A 17,026-nucleotide genomic window follows, 5' to 3' on the forward strand; every position below is an offset into this window, starting at 1 on the left:
CAGCGCGCATACTTCCATAGAAGTGCGCGTCAGATCCGTCAGCAACAGGCGCGGATGACGGGCTTCGGCTTGGCAAGGCGTACTTCGAAATGCGCGCCGCGCAGGCGTGCCAGCACAAATGTATGCACAGCAGGATAGAGCGGATTGATAAAGCGCAAATGAGCCGCCTGACCGCGTTCGATCCATTGCACCTCGGCATCGATGGCCGATAATCCGCCGAACGAGATGGTCAGCCTGTCACGCGGTCCCAGCTGGCGTGAAATCCCCTCGATCCGGGCGCCCTCCTGCGTCAGTTCGACCAGATTGGCGGGGAAGGAAATTCCGGTTCCGACGCGATAGCGGCAGCGGGCCTTGATAGCCTGCTGATCGATCGTCGGCATTACTTTGAAGCGACCCACGTAAATCTCCCTGAGCACGAGATTTCAGAGGGAATTGTGCGGGTGCGGGCGTTTAAATTCTCTTAACGCGGGGGTCCCGCGCCGCAAGTTGCTGTGCATAACGGACAATTGTTTTGCGCAGCGCAGCAATCCCTTTCGCGCATCGGGAACGATACGGCGCTACTGCCCGGCTCAAGCGGTGAACTGATCGGCGACCAGCTTTGCGAAGGCGTCCGCGCGATGGCTGATCGCGTGCTTTTCCGCCGGATCGATTTCGGCAAAAGTCTGCGTGCGGCCCTCGGGCACGAAGACCGGGTCATAGCCGAATCCCAATGTGCCGCGCGGCGGCCATGTCAGCGCCCCTTTGGCGCGCCCTTCATAGATCGCGTAGCGGCCGTCGGGCCATGCCAGCGCCAGCGTGCAGGAAAAATGTGCACTGCGGTCGACATTCGGCCCCTGCTGCGCAAGCAATCCTTCGACCTTGCCCATGGCCATATACCAGTCGCGGCCCGGATCGCCTTCGAACCATTGCCGTTCGGCCCAGTCGGCGGTGTACACCCCCGGCCTGCCGCCCAGCGCGTCAACCGACAAGCCGCTATCGTCGGCCAGCGCCACGATCTGCGACGCCTCTGCCGCGGCGCGCGCCTTGATCAGCGCGTTTTCCGCAAACGTCGTCCCCGTCTCGGCCGGTTCGGGCAGGCCCAGTGAGCCTGCCGAAATGCAGTTAATGCCATAGGGCGCGAGCAGGGCCGAAATCTCTTTCAGCTTGCCCGCGTTATGGGTGGCGATGACCAGCGAACCGGAACCGAGGCGGCCAGTATCCGATTGGGGAGCGTCGGTCATGCGCCGGCGACTGCGGCGGCTTGCGCCTTGAAGATTTCGTCGCAACCCGTGCGGGCAAGGCGCAGCAGGCGAAGCAGCTGTTCCTCGTCATAGGTCGCGCCTTCGGCGGTGGCCTGAACCTCGGCGATATGGCCGCCTTCGATCAGGACGAAATTGGCGTCGGCATCGGCGCTCGAATCCTCGTCATAATCAAGGTCGAGGACGGGCGTGCCGTTATAGATGCCGCAGGACACGGCAGCGACCTTGCGGGTCAGCGGATCGTCCTTGATCGCGCCCGATTTCATCAGGCCATCGACCGCAAGGCGCAGCGCGACCCATGCGCCGCTGATCGATGCGGTGCGCGTGCCGCCATCGGCCTGGATCACATCGCAATCCAGCGTGATCTGCCGCTCGCCCAGCTTTTTCAGATCGGTCACCGAACGCAGCGAACGCCCGATCAGGCGCTGGATTTCCTGCGTGCGGCCCGATTGCTTGCCCTTGGCTGCCTCGCGGCTGCCGCGCGTGTGGGTGGCGCGTGGCAACATCGAATATTCGCCCGTGACCCAGCCTTCGCCCTTGCCGCGCAGGAACGGGGGCACGCGCTCATCCACGCTGGCGGTGCACAGCACCTTGGTCTCGCCAAAGCTGACAAGGACCGATCCCTCGGCATGTTTGGTGAAGCCGGTCTCGATCGAGATGGCTCGCATTTGGTCGGCGGCGCGGCCGGATGGGCGCATGGGATTACCTTTGCAACTGGTGTTCGTGATGAAATGCGTTTGTGGCCGCCCCTGTGAAAGTTTTGGCCGCATGGTGCAAGGTGCGATTGCGGAGTGCGAGCCATGGGTAGAACAATGGTTTCGCGCAGTGCGGGCAAGCATCGATTTCACGCGATGCACCCCCTTGCAAGGATCGGCGCCTGCGCCTAACCGCCATCGTTCGAATATTACCCAGCAAGCGAGTACGCGACCATGGCGACCAGCGCCGCAGAAAAGACCGGTTTCACCACTCTGGCACATCCCGCGCCCGTCCCTGGTGAAACGCGTGCGCAATTGCTGGCCAATCCCGGTTTCGGCACGCTGTTCACCGACCACATGGTGGTGATCGACTGGACCGAGGGGGAGGGATGGCACAATGCCACTATCGGTCCGCGCCAGCCCATCTCGCTCGATCCTGCCGCCGCCGTCCTGCATTATGCGCAGGAAATTTTCGAAGGCATGAAGGCGTATCGCCACCCCGACGGCACCACGGCGCTGTTCCGGCCCGAGGCGAATGCCAGGCGCTTCAACGATTCCGCGCGCCGCATGGCGATGCCCGAATTGCCGGAGGAACTATTCCTCGAAGCCGTGCGCCTGCTGGTCGAGACTGACGGTGCGTGGATTCCCGAAATGGAAGGCGCATCGTTGTATCTGCGCCCCTATATGTTCGCGTCAGAGGCGTTTCTGGGCGTCCGCCCTGCCAAGCAGTATAAATTTATCGTGATCGCCAGCCCTGCAGGCAATTACTTCAAATCGGGTGCGCCCGCGGTGTCGATCTGGGTGTCGAGCGATTATACCCGCGCGGCCCCCGGCGGCACGGGTGCGGCCAAATGCGGCGGCAATTACGCCGCCAGCCTCGTCCCGCAGGCCGAAGCGATCGATCGCGGCCACGATCAGGTCGTGTTCCTCGACGCAGCGGAACGCAAATGGATCGAGGAGCTGGGCGGCATGAACCTGTTCTTCGTGTTCGATGACGGCACGGTGCTGACCCCGGCACTGACCGGCACGATCCTGCCCGGCATCACGCGGCACAGCCTGATCACCCTTTTGCGAGAGGAAGGGCTGAACGTCGAGGAAGGCCGCTACAGCCTTGAACAATGGCGGGAGGATGCGACCACGGGGCGTTTGGTCGAATGCTTTGCCTGCGGCACGGCAGCGGTCGTCACCGCGGTCGGCAAAGTCGCGGGCCATGACGGTGAATTCACCATCGGCAGCGGCGGTCCGGGTCAGTTGACGCAAAAGATGAAGGACCGCCTTACCGGCATCCAGCGCGGGTTGGTGCCCGATACGCATGGCTGGGTGACGAAGCTGGGCTGACGGCGCCGTCAGGCGGCCAGCAATTCGGCCGCTGCGGGGCTTTCTTCCAAAAGGGCGATCAGCGCGCGTTCCTCGCGGCTCTGCCAGCGGGTCCTGCGGGGGAGCCTGAGCTTTGCCCGCCAGCGTAACTGCCGGTCGACCAGCGCAATCACTGCAGGGTGGATATAGGCCTTGCGCGTCACGGCAGGCGTATTGCCCAGCCTTTCGGCGACCGCGTTCAGCAGCGCCTTGATCGGAACGCGCCCCTCGGCCCGCGCCAGTTCGGTGAAGGCCAGCACGCTGCCGCGGAAGGTTCGGAAGTCCTTTGCGGTAAAATCTTCCCCCATCGCTTCGCGAAGATAGGCGTTCACATCGCTCGAACACACGGGATGCGCCTCGCCATCCTCCCCGACATAACGAAACAAATGTTGACCGGGGAGTTCGTGCATTTCGCGCACGGTTCGGGCAAGGCTTCGGTCGGTCAGCGTTGCCTCGCGGTTCTGGCCCGACTTGCCCTTGAACCGCAAACGCAACCTGCCGCCTTTTAACTCGGCGTGGCGGTTGCGCAGCGTGGTCGCGCCAAAACTCTCGTTTGCCTTGGCATAAGTTTCGTTCCCTATCCGCAACCGGCCAAGATCGAGCAGGCGAACGACGCTGGCAATGGCCCGGTCGCGCGACAGCCCGCTGCTTGCGAGATCTTCCTCCACACGTTTGCGGACCAAGGGCAGCGCCTTGCCGAATGCGAGGCAGCGGTCGAATTTCTCGCCATCCTGATGGCTGCGGAAATCGGGGTGATACCGGTATTGCTTGCGCCCCTTGGCATCCAAGCCGGTTGCCAGAATATGTCCGTTGGCGGCGGGGCAATACCATGCGTCGGTATAGGCGGGCGGCAGGGCGACGGCGTTCAGGCGGTTGATTTCGTCCCGATCGGAAATGCGATTGCCCTTGGCATCGTAATAGGCCCATCCTTTCCCGCATTTGCGGCGGGTAATGCCGGGCAGGCTGTCATCGACGAAGATCAGCTTGGCAAGATTACGCCCCTTCGTGTCGTTTTTGTCGGTACTGCCTGCCATGATGAAGCGAAAAACACCGGTAACGACCGGAGGGTTCCGGTTCATCTCTCATTTTCCGCCCGCAAGCCCTTTTCAACGCTGCGAAACCGGTTATATGGCGGCCCTCGGCCCGACGCGGGTCAGGACATGTTGGGGCGTAGCCAAGCGGTAAGGCACCGGTTTTTGGTACCGGCATGCGCAGGTTCGAATCCTGCCGCCCCAGCCAGTTTTCCTCTAATATTCAATATCCCTTGGCGTTACGCCGACACGCGCCGTTCGCTGATCGAACGGAAAAGCTCGCGGATGCCGAATTGCCATGCGGGTGCGTCGCAGCTGTGGACCACATGATTAGTCAGCGTACCCAGCTTGTCCGAACGGATATGCACCATATCGCCGACTTTGTGGGTAAAACCGCGGCCCGGTTCGTCGCGGTCCTGCACCGGCGCGAATAATGTGCCCAGCATCAGGACGAAGCCGTCAGGGTAATGATGTTCCGACATGGTCTGGCGCACCAGTTCCAGCGGATCGCGGCTGATCTGGTTCATCGAGCTATGCCCTTCGAGCACATAGCCGTCCGCCCCGTCGATCCGCAGGTCGAGTTCGGCACCGCGCACATCGTCGATGGTGAAGCTCTCGTCGAACAACCGTACGAAGGGGCCGAGCGCGCAGGCGGCATTATTGTCCTTGGCCTTGCCCAGCAGCAGCGCACTGCGCCCTTCGAAATCGCGTAGGTTGACGTCATTGCCGAGCATCGCGCCGACGACCTTGCCGCCGGCGTTCACCGCCAGCACGACTTCGGGTTCGGGGTTGTTCCATGTCGAGTCCGAGCGGATGCCGACCTGACGGCCCCAGCCGACGCTGGATAGCACGGGTGCCTTGGTGAACACCTCGGCATCGGGGCCGATGGCGACTTCCAGATATTGCGACCACATGCCCGCCTCGATCAGCGCGGCCTTCAGCCCTGCCGCGCTCTCGCTGCCGGGCACGACATTGCGGATGCCGCTGCCGACGCGGTCTTCCAGCTCGGCGCGGATGGCGGCGGCCTTATTGGCATCGCCGCGTGCGCGTTCCTCGATCACCCGCTCAATGGCAGAGACGGCGAAGGTGACGCCGCAGGCCTTCACGCATTGCAGGTCGATGGGGGAGAGCAGTTCGAAATCCCCGCCGCCGACGGTGAGTTCGTCCACGCCGCACAGATCGCGGCCCGTAACGGCGGCGGGATCGGTCAGGTCGAACAAATCGGCGACCGTGTCGATTTCGCCGGAGACATCGAACACGCGGCCCGCGCGCAGCAGCACGGGTACAGGCCCATGCGCCAGCCCGACGCGTCCGGCCAGCACGGCCTGTTCATGATCGACCGGCAAAGCGGCTATGTCGAAACGGGTCACCATTGGGATATCCTCTCGTAAAACATCATGCTGCGTGGCGCTCGGCATCGAGTTGTTCGAGCGATTTACCCTCGTTGCGGGGGGCCCAGACAAAGCCGATGACGCCGCTGATCGTCAGGAAGCCGACAAGAATCCAAGCCAGCGTCGTGAATCCCGTGGCGGTCAGGAACGGCACGAAGAAGCTGAATGCGCCCAGCGCGATGCGGACCACGGCGAACATCACGCCCTGCGCGGTGCTGCGGATCAGGGTCGGGAACATTTCCGACGACCAAAGCTGGAAGAAGCATTGCGCGCCAAAGCCCTGACCGAACGCCATCAGGAAGACATGTGCCAGCGCGACGGGCAGCGTCAGCGGGAAGATCGCCAGCAGCGACATGCCCACGATCTGGATCAGTGCCGACAGCCCGAACAGCAGGCGCTGGTTCACCCGGTCGGAGAATTTCATGAACACGAAATAGATCGATGCCATGCCGATCAGGAAGCTGAGTGCCTGAATCGCGACCGACATCGCCTGCGACTGGTTACCCACCGTGCGCAATATATAAGGAAAGAAGAACCCGTTGGTCCCCGCCCACAGGTTCCAGAACAGATACATGCCTGCAAGAAATGCCATGGAACGAATATGCTGGCGAGTGAACAGGTCGCGCCATTTGCCGCGCTGGAACGGAGCGCCATCATCCGGCTTCTTTGCCTGCGCTTCAAGCCATCGCTGCGATTCCTTCATCCGCGATCGCAGGAAGGTAAGGCCAATGGCAAGGAGCGCCAGATGCGCGAATACGATCCGCGCGCCCAGCAAACCCAGCGGTTCGAGAACGAGGAACATCAGCAGCACCACGACCGGCCCCAGATACCAGAGCACCTGCGCCACTCCGCTATGTTTGCCGCGTTTCTTGTCGGGCGCCATTTCCGCGATCAGCGACCAAGATGCGGGGATATCCGCGCCAACCGCAAGCCCGACGAGGAAGAAGCCCAGCACGATCATCCACGCATTCATTGCGAACACCAGCCAGAGCATGCCGAAGGCGTAGAACAGCATGTCGTACTGGTAGATCTTCTTGCGGCCCAGCCTGTCGCACAACCGCCCGCCGATCAGCGCGCCGACACCGGCGGCGATGGCATTGGGGCCGAACGCGCCGATCAGCCCGACCAGATCGGTCGAAAGGCCATAGGCCTCTACCCATAGCGCCAGCGCGGCCGAACCCGCGACGATCGAGCCTGCGTCGATGTAATTGGCCAGGCCTGCAAGGATGGTGTTTTTCCAGTCCTCCTTTGCCTCGGGCACCTCTACAGGCTGCGTCAGTTCGTCTGGGGTCGTCATTCCATCCCGTCCCGTTCTTGCGGCCGGATTTCCGGCTCGTCTGTTTTATGTCTGGTCATGCTTCAGCGCGTTCCGTCCGCGCCGGATCGGCGGGCGGGGCCTCTGTTGCCATCACTTGGACGACCGCCCGTCGCCATGCGGCGCGTGCCTCTGCCCGCTGCGATGCCGGGATCGCGGGTGCATAGCGCGCTGCGCTGCCCTGCTGCCGTTCCCGCGCCATGCCGGTCGCCAGCGCGGCCATGCGCGCCGCGCCCAAGGCGCTGGTTTCAGGCGCGGCGGGCGCGACGATGATCTTGCCGCTGAGGTCGGAGAGGATTTGCGCCAGCAAGGGATTTCCGCTGCCGCCGCCGTCGATGGCGATGGAGGGAAAGCCGTGGCCGAGGTCGGCCTCCATGGCTTCGATCACGTCGCAGATCTGGTGTGCAATGGCGTCCAGCGTCGCGCGGGCGAGATGGGCGGGCCGCGTGCCCAGTGTCATGCCCGTGATCGTGCCGCGTGCGCCCGCCTGCCAATGCGGCGCGCCAAGCCCCGCCAATGCGGGCACGACGATTACGCCTTCGCTGCCGTCGACCTCTGCGGCGAGGTCGGACAGGGCGGCGGCATCCTTCAGCCCCATCATCTCCGCCATGAAGGCGGCGGCATGGCCCGACACGCTGATATTGCCTTCCAGCGCATATTGCGGGCCGCTTTTCGTGCGGTTCCATGCGATGGTTGCGGACAGGCCGTGGTCCGAATGCGGGCGGGACGGGGTGGCGACCATCAGCGAACTGCCGGTGCCGATGGTGACCTTGACGATGCCGTCGCCCATTTCATCATGTGCGAACAGGGCGGCGTGGCTGTCGCCCAGCATGGCGCGGATCGGCGTTCCGGCGGGCAGGGCGGGCGTGGCATCGCCGGTGGTCCCGAACAGCGCATCTGACGGCATCACCTGTGGCAGGATCGCCAGCGGCACGTCGAACAGCACGGCCAGCTGCGGGTCCCAGTCCATCGTGTCGAGATTGAACAGCTGCGTGCGCGAGGCATTGCTGGCGTCGGTCGCATGGACTGTGCCGCCGGTCAGCTTCCACAGCAGCCAGCTATCGACCGTGCCGCACAAGAGTTCCCCCCGTGCGGCGCGGTCGCGGGCGTTCGGTATCTCGTCCAGCAGCCAGCCGATCTTGGCGGCGGGGAAAAGCGGATCGACGCCGAGACCGCTACGCTGCGCGATCTCTTGCTCGTGACCCTTGGCGCGAAGCTGCGCGCAGCGGTCGGCCGAGCGGGCACATTGCCATGTGACGGCAGGCGCGACCGGCTCGCCCGTATGGCGGTCCCACAACACCACGGTTTCGCGCTGGTTCGAGATGGCGAGCGCGGCGATGCTGGCATGAGGCGCGGCAGCGACAAGCTCGTCGATCAGCTTGGCGACCGTGTCCCAGATGGCGCTGGCGGATTGTTCGACCCAGCCCGACTGCGGATGGTCGAGCGGCACGCTTCGCGACCGCGACAGCGCCACCGAACCGTCGCCCCGCACCAGCAGCGCCTTGGTGTTGGTGGTCCCCTGGTCGATCGCCAGAATGACTTGATCGGGGAGCGGCGGCGCCATTCAGCCCCGACCGGCGATCAGTTCGCGCGCTGCTTTGGCGATGCCGGTGGCGTTCAGGCCGAACTCGTCCATCAGCCAGTCAGCCGATCCGGTCGGTACAAAGCCCGGAAAGCCCAGAATGCGCATCGGAACCGGCGCGTTCTGCGCGCAGAATTCCGCAACCGCGCCGCCGAGCCCGCCTTGCTTCAGCCCCTCCTCGACCGTGACAATCCCGCCGGTCTGCGCGGCCGAGGCGATGAGTTCGCAGTCGATCGGGGATACGCAAGCCATATTGATGACGCGCGCGGCAATGCCTTCGTCCGCCAATGCCCTGGCGGCGTCGAGCGCGCGGTGCACCATGGTGCCATTGGCGATGATCGCGACATCGCCGCCGTCGTGCAAAACCTCGCCCTTTCCGATGGCGAATTGCGCCCTGACGCGTTCCAGTGCGGGAACGGGCATGCGGCTCAAACGGATATAGACGGGCCCGTCATGCGCGGCAGCAGCGCGGATCGCCTGATCGGTTTCCCACGGATCGGCGGGGACGATCACGGTCATGCCGTCGATGGCGCGCAGCCATGCGATATCCTCGATGCTGTGATGCGTCGCGCCCAACTCGCCATAGGCGACGCCGGACGAAATGCCGCACAGCTTCACATTGGCGTGGCTGTATGCGCAATCGGCCTTGATCTGCTCCATTGCGCGGGCGGTCAGGAAGCAGGATGCGCCGCTGACGAAGGGGATCTTCCCGCCATTGGCCAGCCCTGCGCCCACGCCCACCATGTTCTGTTCGGCAATGCCGACATTGACGAGGCGGCTCGGGAAACGATCGCGAAACTTGCCCAGCTTCGACGATCCGACGGAATCGTTGCACACCGAAACTATGCGCTCGTCACCCGCTGCAAGCTCTTCCAATGCGGCGACATAGGCGTCGCGGCAATCGAACATGTCGGCCTTGGTCATGGTTGCACTGCCCATCACGCCATCTCCGCATCAAGTTCGGCAAGCGCCTGTGCATATTGTTCGGGGTTGGGCACGCCATGGTGCCAGCCGGGCTGGTCCTCCATAAAGCTGACGCCCTTGCCCTTGTGCGTGTCGGCAATGATCACGCGGGGCTTGTCGCGGGGCAGGGCGGCATCGTCGAATGCGGCCAGCAGGGCGGCATGATCGTGGCCGTCGACGCCGGCGACTTCCCAGCCGAAGGCGCGCCACTTATCGGCCAGCGGCTCAAGCCCGTTGGTATCTTCGGTCTTCGCGCCCTGTTGCAGGCGGTTGCGGTCGACGATCACGGTCAGCCTGCCAAGGCCGCGATGGCCCGCGAACATGGCGGCTTCCCACATCGACCCTTCCTGCAATTCGCCGTCGCCGGTCAGCACGAAAGTGCGGTAATCCGCGTCGTCGATCTGGCCCGCCACCGCGACGCCGACGCCGACGGGCAGGCCGTGACCCAGCGGGCCGGTATTGGTTTCCACCCCCGGCAGATAGGTGCGGTTCGGATGGCCGTTCAGGCGCGAGCGTGGCTTGAGATAGGTGTCGAGCTCTTCCTCGGCGAACAGGCCTCGGCCGGCCATCGCAGTGTATAGCGCGCCGGTGCAGTGCCCTTTGGACATGATGAAGCGGTCGCGGTCGGGCGCCAGCGGATTGGCGGGATCGATCCGTAGCACATCGAAATAAATCGAGGCGATGATGTCGGTCGCCGAAAGATCGCCACCGGGGTGTCCTTGCCCTGCATCGACAATCATCTTCAGCAAGCGTCGGCGCATCCAGTTGGCGCGTTCACGGACACGCGCTGCGCGTTGTTCGATGCTGCCGGTTGACGAGCAGTTGGGGTCAGGCATAATACGTATCATGAATCGCTCTCCTGAGGTCTGGATAGCGGGAAGCCAAAGCTGCTGCAAGGGTTTTACCTTCGACTTTTTTCATTACGATAAGAAAACGAAGAAAATTGACAAATATCCGAAGTCATCATACAAATCTGGAAAGCGTCGTGCCGCATGGTGCGATGCTGTTGATGGATGTCGGAAGGATTGTTTCGGGTGCAGCCGGTGCAGCGCAAAAGGCCTCAGTCATGAATATGGGCGGATCCAAACCGCGCCTGCTGGGCGAGGCGCGCCGGGCGCGGATGCTGGCGTGGCTGCAGGAGGAGGGCAGCGCCCGCGTCCGCACTTTGGCCGATGCGTTCGACGTATCCGAAGTAACGGTGCGGCAGGATCTCGAAACGCTTGAGGCGCAGGGTCATATTTTGCGCGAACATGGCGGAGCGTTCCTGAAGTCGCTGCCTGCGCAGGTTCGCTCGATGGCGCTGCAAAACGCCGGACATATGGAGGCGAAGCGCCAGATCGGCATTGCGGCAGCCGCGATGGTGGATGACGGCGCGTCGATCATTCTCGACGCCGGATCGACCACTACCGAGGTCGCGGCCAATCTGGCGGGGCGGCACGATATTACGCTGATCACCAATGCGCTGAACATCGCGTTGATGCTGGGTGCAGAGCAGGGCTTCGACGTTCATCTGACCGGCGGTCATTTCAAGGCGCCGACCTTGTCGGTGTCGGGCAACCGCTCTGCCGAGTATTTGCGCGGCATCTATGTCGACCGGCTGTTTCTGGCGACGGCGGCCATCGATCTTGAGGCGGGGCTGACCTATCCGGCGCTGTCCGACATTCCGGTCAAGCGCGCCATGATAGAGGCTGCCCGCGAGGTCGTACTGGTCGCCGATGCCAGCAAGATCGGGCAGCGGTCCTTCACCGCATTGGGCGGGATCGACATGGTCGATGTTCTGGTGACCGACACTTCCATCCGTGAGGAGGATTGCAGCGCCATTGAGGCAGCGGGCGTCAGGGTCGTCGTTGCCTGACCGGCTACGGCATCGCACGAGCGACTATTTGGGCAAAAGCGACCAACCGGGCGCACCGATAATTTGGAACGAGGATACAAAGTGGGCAAACAGCAATTCGGCGCCGGCATCTGGCACTTCGCGACTTACGTGGACCGTTACGCGACCGACGGTTACGGTCCGCCGCGCAGCCTGATCGAGATGATCGATCTGGCGGGGCAGGTCGACGATCTGTCGGTCGTCGACATCAACTTCCCCTTCGTCGATCCGGACCTGTCGCTCGACGCCGTGGGCAAGGCGCTGGATCGCAACGGGTTGTCGGTGATCGGCATCACGCCCGAAATCTACACCCGCCGCTTTGCCAAGGGTGCCTTTACCAATCCCGACGCGGGCATCCGCCGCCTTGCGAACGAGATGTGCAATGAAGCCGCCGACGTGGTCCGTCACTTCGGCGCGAAATATGTGAAGCTGTGGCCGGGTCAGGATGGCTGGGACTATCCGTTTCAGGTCGATCACAAGGCGGTCTGGCAGGCCAGCATGGACGGCATCGGCGAGCTGGCCGAACAGAACCCCGACCTGCAATTCGTGATCGAATACAAGCCGCGCGAGCCGCGCGTGCATATGAGCTATGACAGCGTGTCGCGCACATTGCTGGGTATCGAGAAGATCGGCCTGCCCAATATCGGCATCCTGCTCGATTTCGGCCACTCGCTCTATGGCGGCGAAAGCCCTGCCGATGCGGCGCAGCTGGCGATCGACCATGGCCGCCTGTTCGGCATGGATGTGAACGACAATTTCCGCAGCTGGGACGACGATCTGATCGCCGGTTCGGTGCATCCGATCGAATTGTTCGAATTCTTCTACACGCTGCGCAAGAACAATTGGGAAGGCGTCTGGCAACTCGACCAGTTCCCCTTCCGCGAGGACAGCGTGGCGGCGGCCAATTCGGCGATCACTTTCCTGAAAGCGATCGAGACCGCGCTCGACCGGCTGGACTTTGAGGCCATGCGTGAGGCGCAGTCGCGCCATGACGCGGTGGCGGCGCTGAATCTGGCGCGCAAAGCGCTGTTTTCGACCTTTTAAAGGGCCGCAGCGTGATCATTTCCTCTGCCAATGACTTCAAGGAAGCCGCGCGCCGCCGCGTGCCGCGCTTCCTGTTCGATTATGCCGACGGCGGCGCCTATGCAGAGCATACCATGCACCGCAATAGCGCCGATCTGGCCGAAATCGCGCTACGCCAGCGGGTTCTGAAGGATGTCGCCAGCATCGACCTGAAAACGACCCTGTTCGGGCGCGAAATGGCCTTGCCGGTGGCGCTTGGCCCCGTCGGCATTTCGGGCATGTTCGCCCGCCGCGGCGAGCTTCAGGCGGCACGCGCCGCGAAAAAGGCGGGCGTGCCGATGTGCCTGTCCACCGTCTCGATCTGCTCGATCGAAGAGGTGGCGAAATGCGCCGATCCGTTCTGGTTCCAGCTTTACGTGATCCGCGACCGCGACTTCATGAAGGACCTGATCGCCCGCGCCAAGGCGGCAGGGGCAGAGGCGCTGGTCTTCACGGTCGACATGCCGGTGCCGGGCGCGCGTTACCGGGACGCGCATTCAGGCATGTCCGGCCCCAATGCCGCGCTGCGCCGCTTTGTGCAGGCCGCGTTCAAACCGCGATGGGCGTTCGATGTCGGGCTGTTCGGCCGTCCGCATATGCTGGGCAACCTGCTGCCCGTGCTGGGCAAGGATAGCGGGCTGAACGATTACATGGGCTGGCTGGGCCGCAATTTCGATCCGTCTATCCAGTGGAAGGACCTCGACTGGATCAGGCAGGAATGGGACGGCCCGCTGATTATCAAGGGCATTCTGGACCCCGAAGACGCGCGCGAGGCGGCGGCCATCGGGGCCGATGGTATCGTCGTGTCGAACCATGGTGGCCGCCAGCTCGACGGCGTGTGGTCGAGCGCGCGGGCACTGCCCGCGATTGCCGATGCGGTGGCGGGCAGGCTGACGGTGCTGGCCGATGGCGGGGTGCGCAACGGGCTGGATGTGGTGCGCATGCTGGCGCTGGGCGCCGATGGCGTGCTGCTGGGTCGCGCATGGCTGTGGGCGCTGGCGGCGCAGGGAGAGGCTGGCGTGGCAAAGCTGCTGCAACTGATCGCTGCCGAGATGCATGTCGCCATGACGCTGACGGGTGTGAACCGGATCGACGCGATCGACCGCTCGATCCTTGCGGAGGCTGTGTGATGCGGCTGCTTGAAGGAAAAATCGTGCTGGTGACCGGCGGGTCGACCGGCATCGGCAGGGCTACCGCCATCGGCGCGGCCCGCCATGGCGCGCATGTCGCCATCAATTACGCCTCCAGCGACGACAGGGCGCAAAGCTGCGTGGAAGAGATCGAGGCGCTGGGTCAGCGCGCCATTGCGGTAAAGGGCGATGTGGCCGATCCGGCAACAGCGGGTGAGTTCGTGTCCCGCGCAGTCGAGGCGTTCGGGCGGGTCGATGTGATGGTGTCCAACGCGGGCATCTGCCCGTTCCACGCCTTTCTCGACATGCCGGTCGAAACTGTGGACCGCACCTTCCGCGTCAATCTTCACGGCGCCTATTACATGGTGCAGGCCGCTGCCCGACAGATGGTCCATCAGGGCGAGGGCGGGGCTATCGTTGCCGTCTCGTCGATCAGCGCGCTGGTGGGGGGCGAATTCCAGACCCATTACACGCCGACCAAGGCGGGCGTCCATTCGCTGATGCAGTCGGCGGCGATCGCGCTGGGCAAGCATGGGATCCGTTGCAATTCGGTTCTGCCAGGCACGATCCTGACCGAGATCAACAAGGACGATCTGGCCGACGCGGAAAAGCGCGATTATATGGAAAGCCGCACGCCGCTGGGCCGTCTGGGCCAGCCAGAGGATCTGGCGGGGCCGATCGTGTTTCTTGCTTCCGACATGGCGGATTATGTCACCGGAGCGGCATTGCTCGTCGATGGCGGCATGTTCGTGAACCTGCAATGATCGGACGGCACGTCCTTTGGTCGGCCGCTGCCGCCGCGCTTTCGTTCTCGCCGGTTGCCCTGGCGAACGAGCGTCCTGCAACGCTATCGGTTTCGGAAAACCAGCGCTTTCTGGAAGCAGGCGGCGAGCCGTTCTTCTGGATGGGCGACACCGCGTGGCTGCTGCTCAGCCGTCTGAACCGCGAAGAGACCGAGCATTACCTGGCCACGCGTCAGGCGCAGGGTTTCAATGTGGTGCAGGTGATGATCCTGCACACCGCGCAGATGGAAAGCCGCAACGGATCGCCCGCATTGATTGATGACGATCCGGGACGGCCCCTGACGACACCGGGTGCGGACCCTGCGAAAGCGGGGGAGTATGATTACTGGGACCACCTTGACTGGGTGGTCGAACGCGCGGCCGCGCACGGCATCTATCTCGCTATGGTGCCCGCATGGGGCGACATCGCCGACCAGCGCGTGTTGAATTTCGAAAACGCGGGCAGCTATGGCCGGTTTCTGGCCGAACGTTATGGCGACAAGCCCAATGTGATCTGGCTCAACGGCGGCGACACGCGGGCCGAGAACCGGACAAAGGTCTGGGAAGAGCTGGGCAGCACGATCAAGCGCATTGCGCCCGACCAGCTGATGACCTTTCACCCGATCGGCCGGACGGCATCGTCGTGGCAATATCACGAAGCGCCATGGCTGGATTTTAACATGTTCCAGTCGGGCCATCGCTCCTATGCGCAGGAAGGGCCGCATGCCCGTGCCGAGGATAACTGGCGCTATGTGGCCGAAGATTATGGGCGCACGCCGGTCAAGCCGACCATCGATGGCGAGCCGTCCTATGAGAATATCCCGCACGGGCTGCATGAAGAAAACCAGCCCCGCTGGCAGGCCGAAGATGCGCGCCGCTATGCGTGGTGGGCGGTTATGGCGGGCGCGTTCGGCCACACCTATGGCGAGAACAATGTCATGCAGATGTATGTCGCAGGCGCACCGACCGCGAATTTCGAGGCGGATACGCGCTGGGACAAGGCACTGCTCGCCCCCGGGGCGTTGCAGATGCATCATTTGCGCGCGCTGATCGAGGCCTATCCGATGCTGGAACGCGTTCCCGACCAGTCGCTGATCGTCGATAACGGCATCCGATACGGCCGTGTTCTGGCCAGTCGCGGCGAAGGCTATCTGTTTGCCTATAGCTATACCGGCGCCCCCTTTACCGTGTCGATGGGCAAGACGCGCGGCGATCAGCTCCGTGCCCGCTGGTATTCGCCGCGCGACGGCAGCTGGCAGACCATCGGACGGATCCGCAACAGCGGCACCCGCCTGTTCGACCCGCCCGGCGAAACGGCCAACGGCAATGACTGGGTTCTGGTGATCGACGAAGGAAACGGGGCATGAGCGTGACCTCTTTCAAAGGCCTACCGAAGATCAAACACGTTCGTGCGTATGTGGCGCGCGGGGCTGGTGCGGATTACCATGACCAGGGGGCTGGTCACTGGATCGACGATCATATTGCGACGCCGATGTCGCGTTATCCGGACTATCGCCAGTCGCGGCAGAGTTTCGGGATCAATGTGCTGGGCACGTTGGTGGTGGAGCTTGAAGCCGAGGACGGGACGATCGGTTTTGCGGTGACGACGGGCGGTGAGCCTGCGTGTTTTATCGTCGAAAAGCATCTGTCGCGTTTCCTGATCGGCCGCAGCCCTGCGGAATACGAGAAGATCTGGGACCAGATGTATTTCTCGAGCCAGTATTACGGGCGCAAGGGGCTGGTGGTGAACGCCATCTCGGGCGTGGACCTTGCGATCTGGGATTTGCTGGGCAAGCTGCGCGGCGAGCCGGTGTATCACATGCTGGGCGGCGCGGTGCGCGACGAATTGCAGTTCTATGCCACTGGCGCGCGGCCCGATCTGGCCAAGGACATGGGCTTTATCGGCGGCAAGCTGCCGCTGCACCACGGCCCTGCCGAAGGGCTGGAGGGGATGGAGAAGAACATCGCCCTTCTGGCCGACATGCGCAGCAAGTGCGGCGACGATTTCTGGCTGATGTACGATTGCTGGATGTCGCTCGACATCGATTACGCGACGCGTCTGGCGCACCGTGCGTGGGACGAATGCGGGCTGAAGTGGATCGAGGAGGCACTGAGCCCCGACGATTACTGGGGCTATGCCGCGCTGAAGAAGAACGCGCCCAAGGGGCTGCTGGTGACCACGGGCGAGCACGAGGCGACGCGCTGGGGTTTCCGCATGCTGATGGACATGGACTGCTGCGACATCATCCAGCCCGATGTGGGCTGGTGCGGCGGCGTGACCGAACTGATCAAGATCGCGAACTATGCCGACAGCCGCGGCGTAATGATGGTGCCGCACGGATCGAGCGTTTACAGCTATCACTTCGTCATCACGCGCCACAACTCGCCCTTTGCCGAGTTCCTGATGATGCATCCCGGGCCGAGCGAGGTGGTGCCGATGTTCGCGCCGCAATTGCTGGGCGAGCCGGTGCCGGTGAACGGGCGCATCCGCGCCAGCGAGCTTGACCGGCCGGGCTTTGGCGTGACGCTCAACCCGGAAATCGCGCTGCACCGGCCCTTTCCCAACGACTGACTGGCCCAACGACTGATATTTGAACGAGGACCCATT

Annotated in this window: 16 protein-coding genes and 1 tRNA gene; 8 read left to right on the top strand and 9 right to left on the bottom strand. The window is 63.5% G+C overall.

Annotated features, from left to right (window positions below):
- Positions 1–38 precede the first annotated feature (38 nt).
- The 3 genes from LOZ77_RS03990 to rph all read right to left on the bottom strand — a co-directional run bounded on the left by LOZ77_RS03990 (position 39) and on the right by rph (position 1,936).
- A complete protein-coding gene (locus tag LOZ77_RS03990; protein ID WP_230280900.1) occupies positions 39–398 on the bottom strand; it encodes a hypothetical protein in 360 nt (119 codons plus the stop codon).
- Positions 399–569: 171 nt separating this feature from the next.
- Complete coding sequence (gene rdgB, locus LOZ77_RS03995) at positions 570–1,220, bottom strand: RdgB/HAM1 family non-canonical purine NTP pyrophosphatase (RefSeq protein ID WP_230280901.1); 651 nt, start codon at positions 1,218–1,220, stop codon at positions 570–572.
- On the bottom strand, positions 1,217–1,936 hold the full coding sequence (rph, locus tag LOZ77_RS04000) for a ribonuclease PH (RefSeq protein ID WP_230280902.1): 720 nt from the start codon (positions 1,934–1,936) through the stop codon (positions 1,217–1,219). Before rph ends, rdgB begins: the two co-directional genes overlap by 4 nt.
- 231 nt (positions 1,937–2,167) lie before the next feature.
- On the opposite strand from rph, the gene LOZ77_RS04005 reads away from it, so the two are divergent.
- Positions 2,168–3,271, top strand: coding sequence for a branched-chain amino acid aminotransferase (locus tag LOZ77_RS04005; RefSeq protein ID WP_230280903.1), 1,104 nt, complete (start codon positions 2,168–2,170; stop codon positions 3,269–3,271).
- Positions 3,272–3,279: 8 nt separating this feature from the next.
- Here LOZ77_RS04005 and LOZ77_RS04010 read toward each other — a convergent pair whose 3' ends face one another.
- Positions 3,280–4,323, bottom strand: a complete 1,044-nt coding sequence (locus LOZ77_RS04010) for a DNA topoisomerase IB (protein WP_230280904.1) — start codon at positions 4,321–4,323, stop codon at positions 3,280–3,282.
- A 130-nt stretch (positions 4,324–4,453) separates the two neighbouring features.
- Here LOZ77_RS04010 and LOZ77_RS04015 point away from each other — a divergent pair.
- Positions 4,454–4,528: transfer RNA gene (locus tag LOZ77_RS04015), tRNA-Gln, on the top strand.
- Positions 4,529–4,559: 31 nt separating this feature from the next.
- Here the strand turns inward: LOZ77_RS04015 and LOZ77_RS04020 are convergent.
- From LOZ77_RS04020 to LOZ77_RS04040, 5 genes are read right to left on the bottom strand one after another with little or no spacing between them, the layout of a single operon-like run.
- Complete coding sequence (locus LOZ77_RS04020; protein ID WP_230280905.1) at positions 4,560–5,693, bottom strand: fumarylacetoacetate hydrolase family protein; 1,134 nt, start codon at positions 5,691–5,693, stop codon at positions 4,560–4,562.
- A gap of 22 nt (positions 5,694–5,715) precedes the next feature.
- Entirely contained in the window at positions 5,716–7,008 is a 1,293-nt protein-coding gene (locus LOZ77_RS04025; RefSeq protein WP_230280906.1) for an MFS transporter, read from the bottom strand.
- Between the two features lie 55 nt (positions 7,009–7,063).
- Positions 7,064–8,590: an FGGY family carbohydrate kinase gene (locus tag LOZ77_RS04030; protein ID WP_230280907.1), complete on the bottom strand. Its 1,527-nt coding sequence runs from the start codon at positions 8,588–8,590 to the stop codon at positions 7,064–7,066.
- Complete coding sequence (locus tag LOZ77_RS04035; RefSeq protein WP_230280908.1) at positions 8,591–9,547, bottom strand: transketolase family protein; 957 nt, start codon at positions 9,545–9,547, stop codon at positions 8,591–8,593. It abuts the gene before it with no gap.
- On the bottom strand, positions 9,547–10,419 hold the full coding sequence (locus LOZ77_RS04040) for a transketolase (protein ID WP_230280909.1): 873 nt from the start codon (positions 10,417–10,419) through the stop codon (positions 9,547–9,549). The genes LOZ77_RS04035 and LOZ77_RS04040 overlap by 1 nt, the downstream gene beginning before the upstream one ends.
- 218 nt (positions 10,420–10,637) lie before the next feature.
- Here LOZ77_RS04040 and LOZ77_RS04045 point away from each other — a divergent pair, with 218 nt between their 5' ends.
- From LOZ77_RS04045 to rhmD, 6 genes are all read left to right on the top strand, one after another.
- Positions 10,638–11,426 carry a DeoR/GlpR family DNA-binding transcription regulator gene (locus LOZ77_RS04045; RefSeq protein WP_230280910.1) on the top strand — a complete coding sequence of 263 codons (789 nt, stop codon included), beginning with the start codon at positions 10,638–10,640 and terminating at the stop codon, positions 11,424–11,426.
- A gap of 81 nt (positions 11,427–11,507) precedes the next feature.
- On the top strand, positions 11,508–12,488 hold the full coding sequence (locus tag LOZ77_RS04050) for a sugar phosphate isomerase/epimerase (RefSeq protein WP_230280911.1): 981 nt from the start codon (positions 11,508–11,510) through the stop codon (positions 12,486–12,488).
- 11 nt (positions 12,489–12,499) lie between these two features.
- Positions 12,500–13,636 (top strand): FMN-dependent L-lactate dehydrogenase LldD, encoded by a 1,137-nt coding sequence (lldD, locus tag LOZ77_RS04055; RefSeq protein ID WP_230280912.1) that lies wholly within the window; start codon positions 12,500–12,502, stop codon positions 13,634–13,636.
- Entirely contained in the window at positions 13,636–14,400 is a 765-nt protein-coding gene (locus tag LOZ77_RS04060) for an SDR family NAD(P)-dependent oxidoreductase (RefSeq protein ID WP_230280913.1), read from the top strand. The genes lldD and LOZ77_RS04060 overlap by 1 nt, the downstream gene beginning before the upstream one ends.
- Positions 14,397–15,785 carry a glycoside hydrolase family 140 protein gene (locus LOZ77_RS04065; protein WP_230280914.1) on the top strand — a complete coding sequence of 463 codons (1,389 nt, stop codon included), beginning with the start codon at positions 14,397–14,399 and terminating at the stop codon, positions 15,783–15,785. The genes LOZ77_RS04060 and LOZ77_RS04065 overlap by 4 nt, the downstream gene beginning before the upstream one ends.
- The gene (gene rhmD / locus LOZ77_RS04070) at positions 15,782–16,990 is read left to right on the top strand and encodes an L-rhamnonate dehydratase (protein WP_230280915.1); all 1,209 of its coding nucleotides are present in this window, start codon (positions 15,782–15,784) and stop codon (positions 16,988–16,990) included. The genes LOZ77_RS04065 and rhmD overlap by 4 nt, the downstream gene beginning before the upstream one ends.
- Positions 16,991–17,026: the final 36 nt, after the last annotated feature.

The organism is Croceicoccus sp. Ery15 (assembly GCF_020985305.1).
Lineage (GTDB): Bacteria > Pseudomonadota > Alphaproteobacteria > Sphingomonadales > Sphingomonadaceae > Croceicoccus.

Coding starts and splice junctions, on each gene's coding strand:
- rdgB (WP_230280901.1), bottom strand. CDS start 1,220: ATGACCGACGCTCCCCAATCGGATACTGGCCGCCTCGGTTCCGGTTCG.
- rph (WP_230280902.1), bottom strand. CDS start 1,936: ATGCGCCCATCCGGCCGCGCCGCCGACCAAATGCGAGCCATCTCGATC.
- LOZ77_RS04005 (WP_230280903.1), top strand. CDS start 2,168: ATGGCGACCAGCGCCGCAGAAAAGACCGGTTTCACCACTCTGGCACAT.
- LOZ77_RS04010 (WP_230280904.1), bottom strand. CDS start 4,323: ATGGCAGGCAGTACCGACAAAAACGACACGAAGGGGCGTAATCTTGCC.
- LOZ77_RS04020 (WP_230280905.1), bottom strand. CDS start 5,693: ATGGTGACCCGTTTCGACATAGCCGCTTTGCCGGTCGATCATGAACAG.
- LOZ77_RS04025 (WP_230280906.1), bottom strand. CDS start 7,008: ATGACGACCCCAGACGAACTGACGCAGCCTGTAGAGGTGCCCGAGGCA.
- LOZ77_RS04030 (WP_230280907.1), bottom strand. CDS start 8,590: ATGGCGCCGCCGCTCCCCGATCAAGTCATTCTGGCGATCGACCAGGGG.
- LOZ77_RS04035 (WP_230280908.1), bottom strand. CDS start 9,547: ATGGGCAGTGCAACCATGACCAAGGCCGACATGTTCGATTGCCGCGAC.
- LOZ77_RS04040 (WP_230280909.1), bottom strand. CDS start 10,419: ATGATACGTATTATGCCTGACCCCAACTGCTCGTCAACCGGCAGCATC.
- LOZ77_RS04045 (WP_230280910.1), top strand. CDS start 10,638: ATGAATATGGGCGGATCCAAACCGCGCCTGCTGGGCGAGGCGCGCCGG.
- LOZ77_RS04060 (WP_230280913.1), top strand. CDS start 13,636: ATGCGGCTGCTTGAAGGAAAAATCGTGCTGGTGACCGGCGGGTCGACC.
- LOZ77_RS04065 (WP_230280914.1), top strand. CDS start 14,397: ATGATCGGACGGCACGTCCTTTGGTCGGCCGCTGCCGCCGCGCTTTCG.
- rhmD (WP_230280915.1), top strand. CDS start 15,782: ATGAGCGTGACCTCTTTCAAAGGCCTACCGAAGATCAAACACGTTCGT.